The sequence below is a fragment of the Desulfovibrio sp. genome (assembly GCF_047607245.1).
GTDB lineage: Bacteria > Desulfobacterota > Desulfovibrionia > Desulfovibrionales > Desulfovibrionaceae > Desulfovibrio.
Genome location: NZ_JASGDK010000129.1, coordinates 1 through 21222 on the forward strand (window position 1 = coordinate 1; position 21222 = coordinate 21222).

17 protein-coding genes are annotated in these 21222 nt (G+C 55.6%); 15 read left to right on the forward strand and 2 right to left on the reverse strand.

Features of this window, described 5'->3' with window-relative positions:
• Positions 1-48: 48 nt before the first annotated feature.
• Together QM579_RS10355 and QM579_RS10360 are read left to right on the forward strand one after the other, a co-directional pair.
• Positions 49-1329 (forward strand): OmpP1/FadL family transporter, encoded by a 1281-nt coding sequence (locus QM579_RS10355; protein ID WP_414999077.1) that lies wholly within the window; start codon positions 49-51, stop codon positions 1327-1329.
• A gap of 528 nt (positions 1330-1857) precedes the next feature.
• On the forward strand, positions 1858-3189 hold the full coding sequence (locus QM579_RS10360; RefSeq protein WP_414999078.1) for an MBL fold metallo-hydrolase: 1332 nt from the start codon (positions 1858-1860) through the stop codon (positions 3187-3189).
• Positions 3190-3595: 406 nt separating this feature from the next.
• On the opposite strand, the gene QM579_RS10365 is transcribed toward QM579_RS10360, so the two are convergent.
• Together QM579_RS10365 and QM579_RS10370 are read right to left on the reverse strand one after the other, a co-directional pair.
• Positions 3596-4666 (reverse strand): 2,3-butanediol dehydrogenase, encoded by a 1071-nt coding sequence (locus tag QM579_RS10365; RefSeq protein WP_414999079.1) that lies wholly within the window; start codon positions 4664-4666, stop codon positions 3596-3598.
• A 310-nt stretch (positions 4667-4976) separates the two neighbouring features.
• Positions 4977-7046 carry a sigma-54-dependent Fis family transcriptional regulator gene (locus tag QM579_RS10370; RefSeq protein WP_414999080.1) on the reverse strand — a complete coding sequence of 690 codons (2070 nt, stop codon included), beginning with the start codon at positions 7044-7046 and terminating at the stop codon, positions 4977-4979.
• Positions 7047-7572: 526 nt separating this feature from the next.
• Here QM579_RS10370 and QM579_RS10375 point away from each other — a divergent pair.
• The 13 genes from QM579_RS10375 to QM579_RS10435 all read left to right on the forward strand — a co-directional run.
• A complete protein-coding gene (locus QM579_RS10375; protein ID WP_414999081.1) occupies positions 7573-8820 on the forward strand; it encodes a dihydrolipoamide acetyltransferase family protein in 1248 nt (415 codons plus the stop codon).
• Between the two features lie 26 nt (positions 8821-8846).
• Positions 8847-9209 (forward strand): Lin0512 family protein, encoded by a 363-nt coding sequence (locus QM579_RS10380; protein ID WP_414999082.1) that lies wholly within the window; start codon positions 8847-8849, stop codon positions 9207-9209.
• 33 nt (positions 9210-9242) lie between these two features.
• On the forward strand, positions 9243-10205 hold the full coding sequence (locus QM579_RS10385; RefSeq protein WP_414999083.1) for a thiamine pyrophosphate-dependent dehydrogenase E1 component subunit alpha: 963 nt from the start codon (positions 9243-9245) through the stop codon (positions 10203-10205).
• 73 nt (positions 10206-10278) lie between these two features.
• Positions 10279-11250 (forward strand): alpha-ketoacid dehydrogenase subunit beta, encoded by a 972-nt coding sequence (locus tag QM579_RS10390; RefSeq protein WP_414999084.1) that lies wholly within the window; start codon positions 10279-10281, stop codon positions 11248-11250.
• Positions 11251-11328: 78 nt separating this feature from the next.
• Positions 11329-12342: an ATP-NAD kinase family protein gene (locus tag QM579_RS10395; RefSeq protein ID WP_414999085.1), complete on the forward strand. Its 1014-nt coding sequence runs from the start codon at positions 11329-11331 to the stop codon at positions 12340-12342.
• A gap of 51 nt (positions 12343-12393) precedes the next feature.
• Positions 12394-12708 carry a DUF6506 family protein gene (locus tag QM579_RS10400; RefSeq protein ID WP_414999086.1) on the forward strand — a complete coding sequence of 105 codons (315 nt, stop codon included), beginning with the start codon at positions 12394-12396 and terminating at the stop codon, positions 12706-12708.
• A gap of 89 nt (positions 12709-12797) precedes the next feature.
• Positions 12798-13577 (forward strand): acetoin reductase, encoded by a 780-nt coding sequence (locus tag QM579_RS10405; protein WP_414999087.1) that lies wholly within the window; start codon positions 12798-12800, stop codon positions 13575-13577.
• 79 nt (positions 13578-13656) lie between these two features.
• A complete protein-coding gene (locus QM579_RS10410; protein ID WP_414999088.1) occupies positions 13657-15021 on the forward strand; it encodes a 2-oxo acid dehydrogenase subunit E2 in 1365 nt (454 codons plus the stop codon).
• Positions 15022-15276: 255 nt separating this feature from the next.
• The gene (locus QM579_RS10415) at positions 15277-16641 is read left to right on the forward strand and encodes a dihydrolipoyl dehydrogenase family protein (RefSeq protein ID WP_414999089.1); all 1365 of its coding nucleotides are present in this window, start codon (positions 15277-15279) and stop codon (positions 16639-16641) included.
• Positions 16642-16736: 95 nt separating this feature from the next.
• On the forward strand, positions 16737-18344 hold the full coding sequence (gene lipA / locus QM579_RS10420; RefSeq protein WP_414999090.1) for a lipoyl synthase: 1608 nt from the start codon (positions 16737-16739) through the stop codon (positions 18342-18344).
• Positions 18345-18403: 59 nt separating this feature from the next.
• Positions 18404-20299 carry a hypothetical protein gene (locus tag QM579_RS10425; RefSeq protein WP_414999091.1) on the forward strand — a complete coding sequence of 632 codons (1896 nt, stop codon included), beginning with the start codon at positions 18404-18406 and terminating at the stop codon, positions 20297-20299.
• A 90-nt stretch (positions 20300-20389) separates the two neighbouring features.
• Positions 20390-20815, forward strand: coding sequence for a glycine cleavage system protein H (locus QM579_RS10430; RefSeq protein WP_414999092.1), 426 nt, complete (start codon positions 20390-20392; stop codon positions 20813-20815).
• Between the two features lie 3 nt (positions 20816-20818).
• On the forward strand, positions 20819-21222 hold a 404-nt coding region (locus QM579_RS10435; RefSeq protein WP_414999093.1), incomplete at its 3' end, for a 4Fe-4S dicluster domain-containing protein.

Below are 21222 nucleotides of genomic sequence, written 5' to 3' on the forward strand. Positions count from 1 at the left end.
CTTTTGAGGACAGGTCGTGTGATGGCGGCCGTGGCATGGGGAGGAAGGATGAAGGTTTTTCGTGCGTTGGGGCTGGCGCTGGCGCTGGTTATCTGCTGTTCGGCCACTATCCGGGCCGAAGGCTTTGCTCTTAATGAATGGAGCGCCCGTGGTGTGGCTCTTTCCGGCGGCATGATAGGGCGTGCCGACGATGTTTCCACCCTGGCCTACAATGCGGCGGGTATAACTCAGGTGCCTGGCACCCACGTTATGGGCGGTTTGGCCTTCATTGCGCCTCTGGGTACCATTGTGGCCGATATGAGCGCGGGCGGATCAAAAATAACTTCCACCAAGCCCGATGTGTGGATGGCCCCGCATGGTTTTGTCAGCCATCAACTGAACGATAAAGTATGGCTTGGTTTTGCTTCCTTCAGCCGTTTTGGTTTGGGCAATTCTTTCGACAGCAAGTGGGCCGGTCGATACAACATGTATGACATCGGTCTGCAAACCATTTCCTTTGTTCCTACCTTGGCCTACAAGGTCAATGATACGCTTTCCCTGTCAGTTGGGGTTGAAGCTATGTACGCCCATGTTTACAGGGGGAGCAAGGTTCCCACAGTAACGGCCGCTTCCTATCCAAAATCTTTTGACAATGATCTGCAACTGGAAGGCAACGGCTGGGGCGTGGGTGCGCACCTTGGCATGCATATGCGCTTTAACGACCAGTGGTCTATGGGCTTGTCATACAAAAGTCAGGTCACGCTTAATCTTTATGGGGATGTGGATTTCGGCCAAGAGGTGAATAACCTCATTGCCAAAGGAAGGAACCTGCCAGAGGCCCGCGACCGCAGCGCTAATACTACTTTGCAGCTTCCCGACTCCATCGCCTGGGGCCTGGCCTATAAGCCTCTGGACAATCTGAGCTTTGAAGTTGGCACGGTCTTTACCCGCTGGTCCACATACAACGCCCTGAATATCAACATGGGCGACGACTATTCCTCGGTGAACAACAAGGAATGGCGTGACGGCTGGAACTTCAATGGCAGCGTGGAATACAAGCCTCTGGATTGGTGGACTCTGCGTGCTGGCGTCGCCTATGAAACCCCTGTGGTTAACGAAAGCTACAGTGACTACATGATGCCCACCAATGGCCGCACCGTTATGAGCCTTGGTACTGGTTTTGCCTGGGAAAACTGGACCCTTGATCTGGCTTATGCCCACTTGTGGATCAACCCTGTGGACTACGATAATACTGAATCATCCGGCATCAAGTCCGCTGGAATCAAGGGCGGGCATTCGGAAAATGTGCAGGCCAACATCTACATGTTCTCAGTGGGATATACTTTCTAGGATAGTCTTTTCTCACTTCTTTGAGCGGCCCTGCACGGACCTATCAGATTGATTAAATATTCCCCGGTTCTGGCATTGCCAGGCCGGGGTTTTCTTTTGGGGCTTTACTCACTTGCCAGAATAGTGTGAAACTGAAAATAACTGGGAAGAGCAGGTGGGCTTTAAATGCCCCGAGATTTTAAGCGTGACAAACAGGGAGAGCCTGGTGCAGGAGATGCTCAGGGTTTGTTTCAATATGTCTGTAAGACTCAACCGCACTATTTTACTCATGAAATTGCAGGCGATCATGTTTTGATGGTGCACTGATTAACGGAATTTCATCCGCAACACTGTTCGCTGTTTCATGTTGTTTGGCATCTATTTGGCCTGTTTTGCCCCGCATGGTTCTTTTGTAACCTATTTAATCACGGTGCTGCGAAATTGAGTCCTTGATAGCCATCAGAGCGCATTATCCTTGAAATACTTCACATTTTAGCGCTATGTTTTGCCGAAAAGTGCGTCTTTGGCAGAATCTACGCCGCGTTAGGCATGCTGCACCCCGTACCGCTGGAGCATTTTAATTTAAAAAATCTAACCTCTTTAATTGCATATAAAGCGGATTTTACAGTTTTCAATTGCTGGATGGCCGTTGGCAGCAGTGTGCAACCAGAAAACACAAAGGGAGATTTTATCATGAAAAAGCATGTAAAGTCGAATGTTAGCTGGGTTGGTTATATAGATTGGGAATTGCAGCAGTTTCACGGTGACGAATATTCTATCATCAATGGATCCAGTCAGAATGCCTATCTGATTGAAGAAGAAAAAAATGTGCTTATTGATACGGTGTGGGCTCCACACCGCTTTGAGTTTATTGAAAATCTCAAATCAGAAATTGATCTCGCAAAGTTAGATTACGTGGTGGCCAATCACGGTGAAATAGACCATTCGGGCGCGCTGACCGAACTTATGAAAGAACGCCCGGATTTGCCCATTTACTGCACCGCCAATGCAGTTAAAAGCCTTGAGGGGCAGTATGGGAAGCACGGCTGGAATTTTAACGTGGTAAAAACTGGCGATACGCTTGATATAGGCAATGGCAAAAAACTTGTATTTGTCGAAATGCGGATGCTGCATTGGCCTGACAGCATGGCTACCTACCTTACTGGTGATAACCTTCTTTTTTCCAATGACGCCTTTGGCCAGCACTTCGCCGTTGAAGGGCTTTTTAATGACAAGGCCAATCAATGTTTGCTTGAGAAAGAGGCAATGAAATACTATGCAAATATTCTCAATCCTTTTTCTCCCTTTGTGAGCAAAAAAATTGAAGAAATTGTAGAGCTGAACATTCCTATCGACATGATTGCCCCCAGCCACGGTGTCATATGGCGCGACAACCCGCTGCAGATTGTTGAAAAATACGCGCAATGGGCTCAGGAGTATCAGGAAGATCAGCTTACCATAGTATATGACACCATGTGGGAAGGTACGACAAGAATCGCTCACGCCATTGCAGAGCAGGCTGGTAGGGTCAGCCCCGATACAGAGGTCAAGGTTTTCAATATTTCTAAAACTGACAAAAATGAAATCATGACTGAAGTATTTAAATCCCGGGCTATCGCTGTGGGGTCTCCAACGGTCAGCAGCACCATCTTGTCCAGCGTGGCAGGCTGGCTGCATTTCTTGAGTTCTTTGAAATTCAAAAATAAAAAAGCCGCTGTGTTTGGTTGTTACGGCTGGAGCGGCGAGGGCAATAAAGTTTTGGCCGAAGAACTTAACAAAGCGGGGTTCCAGGTTATTGAAGAAAGTATACGTTCACAATGGAACCCGGAAAAAGATGATCTTGATAAAAGTGAAGCCATAGCAAAAGCATTACTGAAATAGGCAATTGCGCCAGAGCAGCTTGGGGTTAAGACTGCTCTGATGCTCAGTAGTGCTGTTTTGCATTCTGTTCTGTCAGCATGTTCTTGGGCTGTGATTCAGGCGTGATTGCTTGTAGCGTCCTACTACATCCTGGAAATATATTGTGCAGGCGTATACGCAACCACAGGAAACCGGAGCATGGCACCGCTAACCGCAGGATTAACCCTTCAGGCCATATAGCTGCCAGAATTCAGGAGAGTGCCTCCAAGAGAACAGCATGAGTATGTTGATTATGGTTTAAGACCAAGGCTCTCTGCGCCGGATATGCACATATCCGGCGCATATTTATGACGGCATGCCTGCTTAGAGGTGCCGCCGGGGCTTGGCTGTCACGTTCAGGAGGCCGAAGTTTTCAACGGTGAAAAGGTCAGGGGCGTACCAATATTTTAATATGCTGGTCTTTGTTGTTGATAAGCTCCAGAAAGCCGCCTTCAATAATATCTTTGAGTTCAATTTTTCCGGTAATAAGGTTTTCTGCCCTGATGATGCCCTTGGCCATAAGGGCAGCCAAGCCCTTGAAGTCGTCCAGCGTGTAGGCCAGGGTGCCCATGACGCGTTTGTCCGTGCCGCTGAGGCTAAAAAAGTTGAAGGCGCTGGGTTCTTCAAAAATACCCACGATAATGGCCAATCCTGTGTTGCGGATGACGTCGACGGCCAAAGGCCCGGTGGCCTTGTTGCCGATGCATTCAAAAGAGACGTCCGCGCCAGACCCTCCGGTGAGTTCCTTGATGGCGGCCACGGGGTCACATTCCTTGGGATTGATTATGATGTCAGCGCCGCACTCCTTGGCTTTTTCAATGCGGGCCTTGGACATTTCAACCACAATAATTTTGCCAGCGCCCGCAGCTTTGGCGGCCATAATGGTGCCAAGGCCGATGGTGCCTGCGCCGAGCACAACCACAGTACGCCCAAGTATACTGCCTGCCATACGCACTGCCTTGAACCCAGTGGCCAAAGGCTCCATAACGGCTCCGGCTTCGGCACTGACGCCTTCTGGCAAAACGTAGCACAATTCGGCGGGTACATTCACATAGGAAGCAAACGCGCCGTCATTATGCAGGCCCGTAAAGGCCAGTTTTTCGCATACGTTGTACCGCCCCTCGCGGCAGGGTTGGCATTCCCCGCAGTGCTGACAGGCATCGGGGGCCACCATATCGCCCACCTTGATGCTGGTTACGCCCTGGCCCACGGCCACAACCTTACCAGTGAATTCATGCCCCAGGATGAGGCTGCCCTGTTTGCCCGTGAGGGGGTGGGGGGCGTCTACAGGAATGAAGATGGGGCCAGCCAGATATTCGTGCAAATCGGACCCGCAAATACCGCACCAGTCAACCTTCACCTGTACCCAGCCTGGTGGAGGGGGAGAAGGAAGAGGCACCGCTTCCACGCGAACGTCCTTTTTGCCGTGCCACACCGCCGCTTGCATGGTCTCCGCCATAACTACCTCTCTTGTAAAAGGGTGTACGATACCCTTCTATCTGCACATGGCGTGCCTTAACATCCGCTGTTGGCGCGGATTTTTCGTAATAGGTCCCTCAAGCGGCAGCCTCGCTGTATAAGGAAAAAAATCACATGCTAACTGTCATACCATGTGTGTGTTTTATGTTCCATGCCTGAACACATTATGCAGCCAGCTGCTCCGTTGTGGAACAGAATACGGACAAAGCGCCCGGTATTTCGGTTGCGAAATACCGGGCGCGGAGTATACGCCGAGGGATTTTTTCGACGGTGCGGCCGTGCGGCATGAATCAGTTACAGGGCGTGATTTTACGCAGTTTGGCGTAGAGAGTGTTGCGCCCTATGCCCAAGGCCTTGGCTGCCTGAAGCATGTTGCCCTTGTAGTGCGCCAGCGCCGCCCTGATGGCATGGGCCTCAAGGGTGCCCAGATTGAAATCCGTTGCACAGGGCAAGGCGAAAGCCGTGCCGTTTGCGGCATTGCCCATCGGTTCATGCTGACCATGCAGACCGTGCAGTGAGGCGGGCAGGTGTTCGGGAAGGATACAGCCCCCCTGCGCCATATTGACGGCAAACTCCATGCTGTGCACCAACTGCCGCACGTTGCCTGGCCAGTCGTAATCTTCCATAAGGCTCAAGGCTTCATTTGAAAGGCCGCCAAAGGGCTGGCCGTAGTCACGGCACAGTCGGCGGCAGTGGTGTTCTGCTACCAGTCCGATGTCGTCCTTGCGTTCGCGCAACGGGGGAATTTCAAGGGCGAGCACATGAATGCGGTAGAAAAGATCCTGGCGAAAACACCCGGAAGCCATAAGCTGATCAAGGTTTTGATTGGTGGCCGTGATCAGTCTGAAATTCACCTTGATGCTCTGTTTGCCGCCCACACGGGTAACGCAGTGTTCTTCCAGTGGCCGCAACAGATTGACCTGCATTTCCAGCGGCATTTCTGATATTTCATCAAGAAAAAGCGTGCCCTTTTCAGCCAGTTCAAATTTACCGGCACGGCCTTTTTCCGCCGCGCCAGTGAAAGCGCCTCCTTCATATCCGAAAAGTTCGCTCTGGATAAGTTCGCGCGGCAGGGCCCCACAGTTAACAGCCACAAACGGCCCGTCAGCCTGTGAGCTGACTTGGTGGATGGCCCTGGCAAAAAGCTCTTTGCCAGTGCCGGTTTCGCCATACAGTAATATGGCTGCGGGGCTTTGAGCCATATGCCGCGCTCTGGACACAACACTGGCCATCTTTTCGCTGCGGTACAAAATATCGCCGAAGGGCCGGGGCTCTTCACGCCGGTTCCGCCGAGCGGGCGCGGCCAGTTGCCGGGGGCTTTCAGCCTGAAGAGTGATTATGGAATGGCGGCTTTCTGTGCTGTTGAACATGAATGGCACTATTTGCGAGTTGAGTTCCGGGTTCGCGGTACAGGGCAAGGGCATGCTTTCTGGATTGGACTGCTGCCGTTGCGCCCGGTTATGGGCGGAATAGTCAAAGAACATATCGGCATGGCAGTCCCGCAAGTCTCCTCCATAGCGCAGCAGGCGGGCTGCAAGGCTGTTGGCATAGGTTATACGGCCTTCGTCACCCACCATAACTATGCCTATGGGCATGGAACTGAACAGGGCGTTGAGCAGACTGCGTGACTTGTTTTCCATATTGGCCAGCGAGGCATTGAGCAGCAGACGCTCAATCTCGCGGGCCGCGCCCATGACGAGCCACAGGGCATGGCTGTGGTCAGCACTGGTTGGACCTGAAATGTCAAAACATCCCCACAGGTCGCCAAAAGGCGTGAATATGGGGGCCGCCGAACAGCCCCACGACTGGTGGCTGTTGCAGAAGTGCTCTTCTCCCATAACCTGGGCCGGGGTTCCGTCATTAAGAGCCAGACTGATGGCGTTGGTGCCGACGCTCAGTTCTGACCACACGGCCCCTGGCCCGAAATGCAGGCGGTCGGCCTCTTGCAGTACAGCCTTGCATCCACAGGTGCGCAGTATGCGCCCTTCTGCATCGGCCACTGTAATAAGCAGTCCCTTTCCCCGTATCTGGTCATATACCTGCCGTTCCACGTCCACTGCCAGGTCCGCATAAATGTCGGCCAGGGGCTCAATCTGCGTCATGGGCGTGAACTCGCAACATCGAGGCAAAAGCGGGTCTACGCCCATGTCACGGCAGCGCAGCCAGGAAGCGGCGATGGGGCGGGGCAGGGTGGGGTCCTTGATATGTCCGGTTTTGATGAATGTTTCCCATACATCGCGGCGTTGCGCACCGTTTGACGAGCCGCCGCCAAGCAGAAGGCCGGGACGTGGAGATCTGGATGTTTCTCTGGGCTCCTGACGCATTTCAAAAACATCACCGTTGCGCTGCAATACGTACATACCCTTCTCCTCCTGCCGCGTTCGCACGCCGCAATCTGCCTGAAGGCCGCGGTGTGGCGTGTGTCATTCCGAACGTCCGTCACGCATCCACAGTTCAGGTTGGATGTGCCCACCAGATGTGACGGTTGTGCACGCTGGAATAAATCTAGTTGGTGTAAGTAATACATTAGTATTTTGAAAAAATGAATAGGGTATTCGTGGGTCTTTGAAAGATAATTGCCACTATAGTAGTGGAATGATGCCATGTTTTTATATTTAAGTGTTCTGTATTTGGTATGCTGACATGTAAATATGTTCCATTTTCGAACACTTTTGATGTGATTTAATGTATGTAAATAAAATTATATTTTATTTTAGCGTGTTATAAAATGGCACTAGAGTTGCAAACTTGATTAGAGATCAGCAAATGGACGAATCGGGACGGGCAGTCCTGCCAGGGATGAATGTTGTCTGGCGGGTGCAGGCCGCATCGGAATCCGTGCGTACCGTCTATCATAAAAAATCGCTCCACAGAGGAGGTTTGAGGATGGCCTACGAAGTGCAGATGCCCAAATGGGGCCTGACAATGAAAACCGGTAAAATTGCGCGCTGGCTTGTGTCCGAGGGCAGCGCGGTAGAAACGGGGCAGCCTCTTCTGGAGGTGGAGACAGACAAAATAACCAATGTGGTGGAATCTCCGGCCAGTGGCGTACTTTTGCAAATAGTTTCCGCCCAGGGCGAAGTGGTGCCGGTTATGCAGGTAATAGGCGTCATAGGCGCATCCGGTGAAGCTGTGTCGGCAAAGTCTTCTGTAGCCGACGCTGTTAGTTCCTCCACAGCAGCCGCTGCCAAACCGGAAAAAGCGTCTGCCGCCGCATCCGCCGCCAAAGCATCTGGCGGTTCCGTGCGGGCCATGCCAGCCGCACGCAAGCTGGCAGCTGAACTGGGCGTTGATCTTGCCGCGGTGAATGGTTCCGGGCGCGACGGGGCCGTGACCGAAAAAGATGTGCGCGCTGCCCACGAATCCGCTCAAAAAAACGCAGGCGCAGCGTCTGGCAAAGCCGAAGCCCCTTGTTCCTGTTCCTCCGCAGTTTCGTCCTGCGGCGAAGACGAAATTGTGCCTATGGACGGTCTGCGCAAGCTCATAGCCGACAACATGATGGCCAGCCTTCAGGGAGCTGCACAGCTTACCGTTTTTGTGGAAGCTGACGTGACTGAAATGGTGGCCCTGCGTGCGAGCATGCTGGCCCGCAACAAAAAGAATCCCGACTACCGCCTTTCCTACAACGACATCATTGCCTTTGCCGTGTGCCGCGCCCTGTTGCAGCACGCCGTTATGAACAGCTCCTTGCAGGAAGACGGCATACATCTGCACAAGCATGTCAATCTGGGTATTGCCGTATCTCTGGATACGGGGCTCATCGTACCAAATGTGAAAAACGCCGACACCTTCAGCCTTGAACAGCTCAAGGAAAAGGTGCGCGATGCCGCATCACGCGCCCGCAAGGGCGGGCTTTCAATGGACGAAATATCCGGCGGCACCTTTACCATTTCCAACGTCAGCATGCTGGGTGTGGACGGTTTTACGCCCATACTGAATCCGCCGGAAACAGGCATTCTTGGTGTTGGCCGCGTGGTGGAAAAGCCTGGTGTGTTTGATGGCGAAGTGTGCGTTCGCAAAATGATGACGCTTTCGCTCACTTTCAACCACAAGGTCACCGATGGCGGCCCGGCCATGAGCTTTTTGCGCACCCTGGCGGACATGCTGGAAAAACCCGTGCGCATGCTGGGCTGAATCGTACCGGATAAAGCGAGGACAGTATGCTCCAACGCTACATTGTTGAACTTGGCACTGGTGCGGATCTGCACGGTGCAGACATGACCAAGGCCGCAAGACGCGCTGTGAAGGACGCTATTTCACGTTCATGCCTCTGCGGTCTGGTGGAAGTACTTGGCCGTTCGTCCTTTCAGGGTGTGCACGTGCACGCTGAAATCGCCGTGCCCGATCCTGCGGGCGTGGATGTGGAGGCTGTGAAGGCGGCCATACCCATAGGCGAAAAAAGTGTGAACCTGGTTTCCGGCGGGTTGCGCGTTCCCGGTCTTGAAGTACCGATTTTCGGGCCGGGATGCAGTGATATTGTGATGGCCTGCGCGGCTCTTACCGTGTCGGTCTATGTGGATTGAACAGGCACAGATCAAGCAAAGGAGGAGAGCATCATGAAACATCCCGACAAGAAGGTCTTGCTGGAAATGTTCAGCACTATGACCAAGATCCGCCTTTTTGAAACCGAGCTGCAAAAGTTCTTTGCAGCGGGCAAGATTCCCGGCTTCGTTCACCTGTATCTCGGTGAAGAAGCCGTTGCCACGGGAGCCTGCGCGGCTCTTAAAAAGACCGACATGATCACCAGTACCCACCGCGGCCACGGTCACTGTCTGGCCAAGGGCGGCGACCTCAAGCTCATGATGGCAGAGATTTACGGGCGCTCCACGGGATACTGCAAGGGCAAGGGCGGCTCAATGCATATTGCCGACTTCAACATAGGCATTCTTGGCGCCAACGGTATCGTGGGCGGCGGTGGCCCCCTGGCTGTGGGCGCGGCCCTGAGCTGCCAGTACAAGGACAACAAGGGTGTGTGCGCCTGCTTCTTCGGCGACGGCGCGTCCAACCAGGGCACCACGCAGGAAGCTCTGAATATGGCCAGCGCCTGGAAGCTCCCCGTTGTCTTCATCAATGAAAACAATGGATACGGCATTTCCTGCGCCCAGCACAGGGCTATGGCCATAACCGACATTGCCGACCGTGCGGCAGGCTATGACATGCCCGGCGTTGTGGTCGACGGCAATGACGTTCTGGCTGTCTATGAAGCCGTGACAGAGGCTGTGGAACGTGCGCGCAAGGGGCATGGCCCGTCGCTTGTTGAATGCAAAACCTACCGCTGGCGCGGCCATTTTGAAGGTGACGCCTGCGTCTACCGCTCCGAGCAGGAACTGGAAGAATGGAAGGCCAAAGATCCTCTTCCCCGTTTTGCAGCCAAGCTCGTCGACGCGGGCATGGCAACCCAGGCAGAACTGGACGCCATCACCGCCAAGGTAACTGCCGACGTGGCAGAGGCCGTGAAGTTCGCCGAGGAAAGTCCCTTCCCCACTGAGGCCGATCTGCTGGAAGACGTGTACGCCTGATCTTTCAGAGGGTCATTCGGGACGGCGGAATAATTTAGGGAACCACCTTCATATTTTCATAATGGAGAAAGATATGGCCATCAAAACCTATCTGCAGGCGATCAACGATGCCATGCGCCAGGAGATGGAGCGGGACGAAAACGTGTTCATCATCGGTGAAGATGTGGGCAAGTTCGGCGGTTGCTTTGGCGTGACGCAGGGCCTTTTTGACACCTTCGGCGAGCGCCGCGTCCGCGACACGCCCATTACCGAAAGCGCCATTGTGGGCGCAGCCGCAGGCGCAGCCGCAGCCGGGCTGCGTCCTATCGCGGAGCTTATGTTCGTGGACTTTATCGGCGTAGCTATGGACCAGCTTTTCAACCAGGCCGCCAAAATGCACTACATGTTCGGCGGCAAGGCCAAGGTGCCTATGGTGCTGCGCATGCCCCAGGGCGCGGGCGTCAGCGCAGCGGCCCAGCATTCGCAGTGCCTTGAAGCCTGGTTCATGCATATGCCCGGCATCAAGGTGTGTATTCCTTCCACCCCGGCAGACGCAAAGGGCATGCTCATCAGCGCCATTCGTGATGACAACCCCGTGGTCTTCCTTGAGCACAAGCTGCTCTACGGCGTTGAAGGTGAAGTGGACGATGCCGTTTATGAAATTCCTCTGGGCAAGGGCGAAATCAAGCGTGAAGGCAGCGACGTAACCGTCGTGGCGACTTCGCTCATGGTGCACAAGGCATTGGAAGCCGCCGAAAAGCTGGCCGCAGAAGGCATCAGCGTTGAAGTGGTGGACCCTCGCTGTCTGGTGCCGCTGGATAAGGATATCATCCTTGATTCCGTCAAGAAGACGCATGCGCTGGTAGTGGCTCAGGAAGCAGTAAAAACCGCCGGGGTGGGTGCTGAAATAGCCGCTATGGTTGCCGAGGAAGCCCTGGATTATCTGGACGCCCCCATCGTGCGTGTGGGCGCTCCGTATTGCCCCGTGCCCTTCAGCCCTCCCCTGGAAGCGGCCTACATTCCCTCGGCGGAACAGATTGTGGCTGCGGTTAAATCCCTGCGCTAGGGAAGATCGGCATTGAAAATGCTCTAGCTGGTATGGCCGCAGGTATGGCCTGCGGCCCTAATTTCCACCGGAGTTCACGTGAAAGCAGCCATCATCGCCAATCCTGCTTCAGGCAAGGACATCCGCCGCATAGTCGCGCACGGCAGCGTTTTTGATAATCAGGAAAAGGTGCGCATGGTGCGCCGTATTCTGGTTGGTCTGGCCGCTGCCGGGGTGCGGGATGTTCTTTATATGCCCGAGGGCTACGGCATCGTGCCGCGCGCCCTCAGTGATCTGGAAGCCCTTGAAACGCCTGTAAACGTGACTCCGGTGGATATTTACCTGCACAACACCCAGCAGGACACAGTAAATGCCGCCGCCCTCATGCAAGAGGCGGGCGTGGCTGTCATCATTGTGCTTGGTGGCGATGGCACAAGCCGTGCCGCATGCAAGGGGGCGCGCAAAATTCCGCTGCTTCCTCTTTCAACAGGCACAAACAATGTCTTTCCCATCATGACCGAGGCCACAGTGGCTGGCCTGGCCGCTGGAGTATTGGCTTGCGGCGGCGTTTCCGTAGGCGAGGGCTGTACCGAGGTAAGCCTTCTGGAAGTTATGGTAGACGGCCTTACGGCAGATATTGCGCTGGTGGATGTAGCCGTGTCGGACAATCTTTTCATAGGGTCCCGCGCATTGTGGGACATGACCCGCGTAAGCCAGCTCTTTTTTTCGCGCTGCAACCCCGCCTGTATAGGATTTTCCGCCATTGGCGGCCAGCTGGATACGATCCGCCCCGAAGAACCGCGCGGGCTGGCTCTGGATATCGACCCGGATTTTGCCTGCCGCGTGCGTGCGGCAATCGGCCCCGGTCTGTTTGCCGATGTGGGTGTGTCGGGCATGCACCGCATGCTGCCCGGCGACGTTGTTCCCGTCAATTTGTCGCCCTGTACCCTTGCGCTGGACGGCGAGCGCGAAGTGGAGGTGCGCCGGGGGCAACAGGCTGGCGTGCGGTTGTCCGACGACTGGCTGCGTGTGGTGGATGTGCCGCGCACTCTTGAGTATGCCCGCCAGCGTGGCCTGTTCCTGCGCGGGGCGCAGGTTTGTTACTCTCGGTAGCCGTCGCGGTGGAATCGGCAAAGATCAACAGCAAAACTGCAGGGGGAACATATGAAGCTCAAGGCGGCCTTTATTTTTCTGACCAAGGCGGAATCCGGAACAGACGCTCCTGCCGAATACCAAAACTGGACGCGCACCCCCGCTGTGGATCTGCTGGCCATTGGAGTGACCTCTTACGAGCAGGCGGTAACGGCGGCGCAAAGAGCTGTTCGTGAAGAAGATTGCTCCTGCATCGAATTGTGCGGCGGGTTCGGCGTGCAGGGCACGGCGCTGGTGTCTCGCGCGGTGCAAGTACCTGTGGGCGTTGTGCGTTTTGACATCCACCCAGGCCTCGACAACGCGAGCGGTGACGGCATTTTTGCCTGAACCTGAAAAATTGTGGCCTTACGGTTCAGCCCTTCACGTCATGTCCGGCAACTTCCCGGCCATGCCCTACCATACAGGAGGACAACACTATGGCTATCAACGGCAAAGTTGTGCTGGTTACCGGGGCCGCACGCGGCATCGGCAGGGGCATTGCGCTGCGCCTTGCACGAGACGGCGCGGACATCGCCCTGGTGGACATGCACAGGGACAAATTGGAAGAAGTGGCCGGGGAAGTGCGTGAACTTGGCCGTAAAGCAAGCATATTTGTGGCTGACGTAAGCGACAGGCCACAGGTTTTTGCTGCAGTAGACCATGCGGAAAAAGAGCTCAACGGTTTTGACGTCATGATCAACAATGCTGGCATAGCCCAGGTAAAGGCTCTGGAAGACGTAATGCCTGAAGAAGTGGAAAAGATTTTCAAGGTAAACGTAAACAGCGCCATTTGGGGCATTCAGGCGGCAGCCGCCAAGTTCAGGGCCCGCAAGCAGAAGGGCAAGATCATCAGCGCCTCGTCAATTGCCGGGCACGATGGTTTTGCTCTCATTGGCGCTTACTGCGCCACAAAGTTCGCCGTGCGGGGGCTTACTCAAGCCGCCGCACGCGAACTGGCTCCATACGGTATTACCGTCAACGCTTACTGCCCCGGTGTGGTTGGAACTGACATGTGGGTGCAGATAGACGAGGGCTTTTCCAAAATCACAGGCGCGCCCAAAGGCGAAACCTTCAAAAAATTCTGTGATGGCATCGCGTTGGGCAGGCCGGAAACCCCTGAAGATGTAGCCGCGCTCGTATCCTATCTGGCTGGGCCGGATTCGGACTACATGACCGGACAGGCCGTGCTTATAGACGGCGGCATGGTTTACCGTTGATGCAGCCCTGTTGCTGAAAAACAAGCCGCCGGGCCCGCCTTTTGCCAGAATACATCTATAAATCAGCAGGAGTATAGCAGTGAGTATTGAACTTGCCATGCCGAAACTGGGTCTCACTATGAAGACCGGCAAGGTTTCCAAATGGTTCGTGGCCGAAGGCGCCATAGTCAAACAGGGGGACGACCTTTTTGAGGTGGAAACGGACAAAATCACCAACAAGGTTGAAAGTCCTGCCGACGGCGTGCTTTTTCAGATCATTGTGCAACCCAAGCAGGAAGTGGCCGTAGGGGCAGTGCTTGGCATTATTGCCGAAGCCGGGGAAAGCCTTGCCCGTGTTGAGGGCGGTGCCGCTTCCTCTGCGGGCGAAGCAGATGCCGCAGCACCCGCAGCTGCCAAAAAAAGCACGCCAGCCGCCGCGCAGACCCCAAGCTCCGGCGGGGGAGCCTTCTCTTCTCCTGCCGCCCGGCGGCTGGCGCGTGAACTTGATGTGGACATTGCCTGTGTGGCCGGAAGCGGCCCCGGCGGGCGCATTATCGAACGTGATGTGCAAGCCCGCTTCGAAGCCGTGGGCAAAATAAAAATTACACCTCTGGCCGTAGCCGTGGCCGCCAAAGCCGGACTGAACATCGCCACGCTTACTGGTACGGGCGAGGGCGGCAAGATTGTGCGCGAAGATGTGGAGCGTGCGCTGCATCCCGAAAAATTCGCCACACAGGAATCTTCGGCCCCGGCTGGGGCAGTTGCCTGCGCAGACGGCGCGGGTGTCGTACCAATGGACGGCATGCGCAAAATCATTGCCGACAACATGCACGCCAGCCTGCAGAATTCTGCGCAGCTTACCCTGGTCAGCGAAGCCGACGTGACAGCCTGCGTGGACATCATCGCTGATCTCAGAGCTATGCATAAAAAGGACAAAGATTTTCGCCTGTCTATGAACGATGTGCTCATTCTGGCCGTGTCACGCGCGCTTAAGAAGCATCCGCGCATGAACTCCACCCTTGATGGCGACAGCATCACCCGCCATGCAGAAGTGCATATGGGTGTGGCCGTGGCCCTGCCCGAAGGGCTTGTAGTGCCTGTGCTGCATCATGCGGATCAGATGGGTCTGCTTCGCATCGCCAGCGAAGCCCGTTTGCTGGCGGCGCGAGCCCGCAAGGGCGAACTCACGCCAGACGATATGTGTGGTGGCACGTTTACCATTACCAACATGGCGCATTCCGTGGTGGACTTTTTTACGCCCATTCTGAAGCCCGGCGAAACGGGCATTCTGGGCGTGGGGCGCGTGACGGAAAAAGCCGTGGTGCGCAACGGGGCCATTGTAGCACGTTCCATGATGGGGCTGAGCCTCACCTTTGACCACAGGGTTGAAGACGGCGCTCCGGCAGCGGAATTTTTGAAGACGCTTACCGAGTTTCTGGCGGAACCGGCATTGCTGCTGTTTTAGAGCTCTTTAATTTTGAAAGCTCTAACGCCGTACACAACTGACAGGCCGATCGTGGCGTGGTGCAACAAAAAGCGCAATTCAGCTTAATAATATCCTGAAATTGTACACAGTTTAAAAGGTAAGCAGCATCAGGATTGTATGGGCATTTGTGGCCGGAAGGCAGAAATTTATCAGGTACCGGGGCGTCCGGGCAATTATTCCGGCTGCGGGCATATCCCGCACTGAATAAATACAAACAGCGTTCAGGAGAACAAAATGTACGACGTGCTTGTTATCGGTGGTGGCCCCGGCGGATATGCCGCTGCCATTCGCGCTTCGCAGCTCAAGGGCAAAGTGGCTCTGGTAGAAGGCGGCAACATGGGCGGCACCTGCGTCATGCGCGGCTGCATTCCCAGCAAGATATGGCTGCGTGCCGCCACTCTGCTTGAACAGTCCCGCAAGGCAGGGGAATTCGGTCTGGAACTGACAGTAGGTAAACTGGATTTCGGCGCCGTGTTAGCCCGCAAGCTGGGTGTGTCCAACGATATCCGCATGGGCATGGAAGCCCTGCTGACCAATAATGGCGCGGAAGTCATCCTGGGAACGGCCAAGATAACCGGGCCCAATACTGTTGAAGTGGACGGCAAGAAAATCGAGGCCAAAAATATCATTGTGGCCACTGGCAGCGTTCTTGATATGCCTGATATTCCCGGCCTTTCAGGCGCGGCCTTCACCACGGACGATCTGCTGGATATGAAGGCGGTTCCGGCTTCGGTTCTTATCACTGACCCCACCTATATCGGCGTTGAAATGGCCGTGCTTCTGAGCATTTTGGGCAGCAAGGTTGTTTATGCCGTGCCCGGTCCCCGTATCTTGCCCGATGAAGATCAGGATTCCAGCCAGCGTCTGGCCCAATCCCTGCGTGAACGCGGCGTGCAGATCTTGCCGCGCCATACTCTGGTCAAGGTGGCGGGCAAGACCTGCACCCTCAAGAGCGGCGACAAGGAACAGACCGTTGAAGTAGACAAGGTGCTGGTTTCCGGCCGCAAACCCTTTAGCAAGGGTCTTGGCCTTGCAGCTTTGGGCGTCAGGTTTGGCGAAGACGGCGGCGTAGTGGTTGACGGTCAATGCCGCACCGCCTGCCCCTCTATTTTTGCCATAGGCGACTGCACGGGTGGCTGGATGCTGAGCCATGTGGCATCGGCTATGGCCATTTGCGCGGCGGAAAATTGCATGGGAACGCCTTCAAAATACCCGGCACACCTAGTTTCCCGTGCCATCTGGGGCAGCCCGGAAATGGGTTCGGTGGGACTTTCTGAAGAACAGGCCGAACGCAAGGGCTACGAAGTTGAGGTGGGCGGATTTCCTTATTCCATCAACGGCTATGCGATGCTGCGCGGTGAGGTGGACGGTGCTGTGAAGATGGTTTCCGATGCTGAAACCGGAGAAATTCTGGGCGTGCATATTGTGGGCAGCAACGCGTCAGAGCTTATTGGCGAAGCGGTGCTGGCCATGCAGCTCGAATGCACGGTGCGTGAATTTGCCAAGGGCTTCCGCGTACACCCGGCCTTCTGCGAAACCGTAGTTGACGCGGCGCGGGACGCTGCGGGTTGGGCTCTGTACCTGCCCAAAAGAGGATAGCACAGCGTAACCCCAGCTCCGGCTGCCCCTCCACACCCTTGTGGCGGTAAAGCCGCCAGGCGGCCGGAGCAACCAATTTTCAAGGAAGAAGCGCTATGTCTCTTGCTCAAACCTTGCCACACGATGATCCGTTTCAGTCCGAGTGCGCACTGTCTCTGGAAATTCTCAATCTTGGCCGCATCGAATACGGCGAGGCATTGGATTTTCAGAAAAGCCGTGTGGATTCCCGCATCAACGGCGTTACTGGTGACAGCCTGCTGTTGCTGGAGCACGAACCTGTCATCACGATGGGCCGTGGCGGTCTGACCGAGCATCTGCATGCCAGCGAGGAATGCCTCAGGCAGCAGGGCGTGGGGCTTTTTTGGGTGGAGCGCGGCGGCATGGCCACTTTTCACGGGCCAGGGCAGCTGGTGGCCTATCCCATTATTCTTTTGCGTGAAAAAGATCTGCATTTGTATATGGAAAAATTGCTGGCAGCTGTAGCCACCGTACTGCGCGGTTATGGGCTTGAGCCGCAACTGGGAGTTCACGGCCCCGGAGTGTGGGTAAATGGCGGCAAAATAGCCAGTGTGGGCATGGCCGTGCGCAAATGGGTGACCTTTCACGGCGTGGCTCTCAACGTCAATACCGATCTCAACGGATTTGGACTCATTACTCCCTGCGGCAACCCCACGGAGCGCATAACCTCTATGCGGCAAGAATTGGGGCACGAGGTGGACTTTGCCGAAGTTTCGCAGCGTTTTGTCTGTGCTTTCGCTGATGAGTTCGGTTTTATGCCACGGCATGAACCACCAGAGCGGCGCCCTGACTGGCTTACGGTACGATTGCACCCCGAAAAAAGCGTCAGTTCTGTTGAAGATATGCTTTCCGGCCTGCGTCTGCACACCGTCTGCCAGGAGGCTATGTGCCCCAACAAGGGCGAATGTTTTTCACGCGGCACATCCACATTCATCATTTTGGGCGACGTCTGTACCAGAGGTTGCCGCTACTGCGCGGTGAGCAAGGGCAGCCCTGAGCCTCCGGACGCGGCGGAGCCGGACAATGTAGCGCATGCCGTGCAACGCATGAACTTGCGGCACGCGGTCATCACTTCTGTCACTCGCGATGACCTGCCAGACGGCGGGGCAGGGCACTTTGTAGCCGTAATGAATGCTGTTCGGGCTGCCAGCCCGCACACCAGCGTTGAAGTGCTGGTGCCAGATTTTCAGGGCGATGCCGCTGCTCTAGATGCTGTTTGTGCTGTGCGGCCCGACGTTTTCAACCATAACCTTGAGGCAGTGCGGCGTATTTTTGCCCAGGTGCGGCCCCGCGCCAGTTACGACCTTTCGCTGAAGGTGCTGGACCATGCCGCAGCCAAGGGGCTGCGCGTGAAGTCCGGTATTATGCTGGGCCTTGGCGAAACGTGGGATGAAATTCGCCAGGCGCTTGAGGATCTGCATGCTCACGGCTGCCGATTTTTGACTTTGGGGCAATACCTCGCGCCTTCCACGGCACATGTGCCCGTAGCGCGCTATCTGGCCCCGGACGAATTTGATCACTGGAAGCGCGTGGCTTTGTCCATCGGTTTTACGGGAGTGGCGTCAGCGCCTCTGGTGCGCAGTTCCTACAGGGCAGAAGCCATGCTGGAAGAGCAGGCTGGAATGCCGGAGAACCATCAGTTCAATGCCCCTGTGGTTTCCAGATATGCCGCTGCGAGTAATTAACATGCTGTATTTGCAAAATATTTTACTAGTGATGCTGTTATCATCCCTAGGAGAAGATCATGAAGTTGTGGTTTAACTCGCGCCATGCCGCCCCTCTGCCGATTCTTCTGCTGGCCTTTCTATTGGTGCTGGGAATCTGCTGGCTTCGTCCATCTGCCGCGCATGCCAGTGGCTCATGGCTCATTGACGAGATGCGCTTTCACGCCTCGGCCCACAGCATTTTGTCCTGTACCGACTGCCACACCGACATTGCCGAGGCCTCCGAACACCCCACGCTCAAGGGGCTTAATCAGCCAGGCAGCACGGCCTTCACCGCTGAAGGCTGCTTCAAATGCCACAGCGAAGTGGAGAGCGAGCTTGCCCAAAGCAAACACGCAGGCAAAGCCCTTGTGAAGGGGCAGAATTATAATCAGTGCGTTACCTGCCATAATCCGCACTATGTTTTGGGGGCCGAAGCCCGCGCCAAAGGATTGAGAAAAGGCGGCGATATCACGCAGTCCTGCAATGTATGTCATGACATGAAAAAGATATTGCCTGTTCCCGGCGATGATGTGGCCGCCTGCCTGACCTGCCACGGCGCACAGACCGGGGTGGCACAAACCGCAACGGGTGTGGTGGGGGCTGTTTCAAACTCTGGCGGTAACGGGGCTGCCGCATCCGCTGCGGTTCCTCAAGCCCGTGTGCTCTGTATGAGTTGCCACGGCCCCGATGGCAAGAATGTGCCTGGAGCCGTCCGTATGGACGCGCTGGCTCTGTCAGTTATGACCCATAAGAATATGGACTGCCTGACCTGCCACAAAGATGCGGCCCGTTATCCGCACAACAAGCAAGAGCGTGTGCCTTGCCTGACCTGCCACACGCGACATACGGAATCAGTCATTCACGACGCGCACAGCCGTGTAAGTTGCGAAAGCTGCCATCTGCAAGGCGTAACCCCTGTGCTCAAGAACGGCATGGTGGGTGTAAACGTAGACAGCGGTGCCCTCAAGGTACACGACATGCGTTTGCCTTCGGGCGCGGCCTCCTGCGTGCGTTGTCATTCGGCGGCGATTTCGGCTGCCAGCCCGGCAGGGGTGGGAACCGTAGGTGCGGCGGATGCCGTATTGCCTGCCAAAGGCGTGCTGTGTATGGGCTGCCACGCAGGAACCTTCACCGTGCAGGACACGCCCAGCCGTATAGGACTCAGTATTTTCATTCTGGGTTTTGTGGCGCTGGTTCTGTTCTGGTTCTCTACCACCAATCTGGGCAAGGGAAGTCTCACTTCGGGGTCTGATGCGCAAAGCACTGCCGACGGCACAGGTCAGACGCACGGGTGCCCCGTCCCGGAACACCACGGCGGCGGTGAAAACCGCTGGCTGGCGTTGCTGTTTGACGTGCTGCTGCAACGCCGTCTGTACCGTGAATCGCGTACGCGCTGGTGCATTCATGCCCTGATTTTCTTCCCCTTCCTCATACGCTTTACCTGGGGAATGCTGGCTCTGCTCGGTTCGCATCAAGCTGCTGGTATGGAATGGCCCTGGCTCATGCTTGCCAAGGATTGGGCTCCCACAGCCTTCATTTATGACGTCAGCGGTCTGGCTTTGCTGGCGGGTCTCATCTGGGCCGCTCTGTTCTGGAAAAAGGAAAAGCAAGCGGCAGCCAATGCCCCGCGGCACGACTGGCCCGCTTTGTGGTTGCTGCTGGCTATCACCGTTACCGGGTTTGTGCTGGAAGGCATGCGCATAGCTCTTACTGGCATGCCCGATGGCAGCCAGTGGGCATTCGCTGGCCACGGGCTAGCCAGTCTGTTTGCCCTTATGACTCCTGCCGAACTGGCCCGCATCTACGGATGGGGCTGGTACGCGCACGCCGTCGTTACCGCGGGCACTGTGGCCTACATGCCTTTCAGCCAGTTGCGGCACATTGTGACCACCCCCGTTTTTCTGCTTGTCCAGACCCTGCGGGGCCGTCACTAGGGTAGATTAATTTTGAGAATGTACCTGTCAAACGCCTTGGCAATTTCAAAGTGAAATTGCCAGATCGCGGAACCACATAAGGAGACTGTTATGGAAATTGCCGGCTACAATATGCCCGATGAACTGTACTACGACCAATACCACTTCTGGACTCGCGTCGATGGCGACGAACTTGTTATAGGCATGGACGACTTTGCTGAAAAACTGGCCGGACAGATCGTGTTTGTGCAGCTGCCCTTTGTGGGCAAGGCCGTCACAGCGGGTAAAAAATTTGCCAAGGTGGAATCCGGCAAGTGGCTGGGCACAGTCTACAGCCCGGCTGACGGCGAAATAAGCGCTGTTAACGAGGAGCTGGAAGCCAATCCTTCCCTCATAAACAGCGACTGCTATGGCAAGGGCTGGATGTACAAGATCAAGCCTGTTGACATGAGCCAGATCAACACCCTCATCCACGGCGGCAAGGACGTTATTGAGGCCTGGCTGCTGGAGGATATCAAGAAATTCAAGAAGGACTAAATCATGCGCCAGTCAGCATTCAGCATCAGGCAGCGTATGGCTCTGGACGCCTGCACCGAGTGCGGCCAGTGCCTCACCGTGTGCCCGGCCGTGGCGGCTTCGGGTGATGCGGACCTCTCGGCCCAGGTGCGCATGCACAATCTGAAAAGGCTGTTGCGGGACCGCAATTTCTTATGGAAGGCGCTTAACGAAGTGCTGGGCCGGGAACCCCTGGCCACGCCGCAGATTCTTAAGGAATACGGCCTTTCCGTTTTTCGCTGTTCTCTTTGCGGAGACTGTGAAGAGGTTTGCCCAGCCGGGCTGCCCCTCAAGGATATGTGGTTGTCCCTGCGCGAGGAACTCTCCCGCACAGGTGATGCACCGGACAAGATTCGTATGATCCGTACCAATCTCGACGGCAGTCACAA

Excerpts from the sequence above, each read along its gene's own strand:
- QM579_RS10355 (WP_414999077.1), top strand. The coding sequence starts at position 49 with ATGAAGGTTTTTCGTGCGTTGGGGCTGGCGCTGGCGCTGGTTATCTGC.
- QM579_RS10360 (WP_414999078.1), top strand. The coding sequence starts at position 1,858 with ATGCTGCACCCCGTACCGCTGGAGCATTTTAATTTAAAAAATCTAACC.
- QM579_RS10365 (WP_414999079.1), bottom strand. The coding sequence starts at position 4,666 with ATGGCGGAGACCATGCAAGCGGCGGTGTGGCACGGCAAAAAGGACGTT.
- QM579_RS10370 (WP_414999080.1), bottom strand. The coding sequence starts at position 7,046 with ATGTACGTATTGCAGCGCAACGGTGATGTTTTTGAAATGCGTCAGGAG.
- QM579_RS10375 (WP_414999081.1), top strand. The coding sequence starts at position 7,573 with ATGGCCTACGAAGTGCAGATGCCCAAATGGGGCCTGACAATGAAAACC.
- QM579_RS10380 (WP_414999082.1), top strand. The coding sequence starts at position 8,847 with ATGCTCCAACGCTACATTGTTGAACTTGGCACTGGTGCGGATCTGCAC.
- QM579_RS10385 (WP_414999083.1), top strand. The coding sequence starts at position 9,243 with ATGAAACATCCCGACAAGAAGGTCTTGCTGGAAATGTTCAGCACTATG.
- QM579_RS10390 (WP_414999084.1), top strand. The coding sequence starts at position 10,279 with ATGGCCATCAAAACCTATCTGCAGGCGATCAACGATGCCATGCGCCAG.
- QM579_RS10400 (WP_414999086.1), top strand. The coding sequence starts at position 12,394 with ATGAAGCTCAAGGCGGCCTTTATTTTTCTGACCAAGGCGGAATCCGGA.
- QM579_RS10405 (WP_414999087.1), top strand. The coding sequence starts at position 12,798 with ATGGCTATCAACGGCAAAGTTGTGCTGGTTACCGGGGCCGCACGCGGC.
- QM579_RS10415 (WP_414999089.1), top strand. The coding sequence starts at position 15,277 with ATGTACGACGTGCTTGTTATCGGTGGTGGCCCCGGCGGATATGCCGCT.
- lipA (WP_414999090.1), top strand. The coding sequence starts at position 16,737 with ATGTCTCTTGCTCAAACCTTGCCACACGATGATCCGTTTCAGTCCGAG.
- QM579_RS10425 (WP_414999091.1), top strand. The coding sequence starts at position 18,404 with ATGAAGTTGTGGTTTAACTCGCGCCATGCCGCCCCTCTGCCGATTCTT.
- QM579_RS10430 (WP_414999092.1), top strand. The coding sequence starts at position 20,390 with ATGGAAATTGCCGGCTACAATATGCCCGATGAACTGTACTACGACCAA.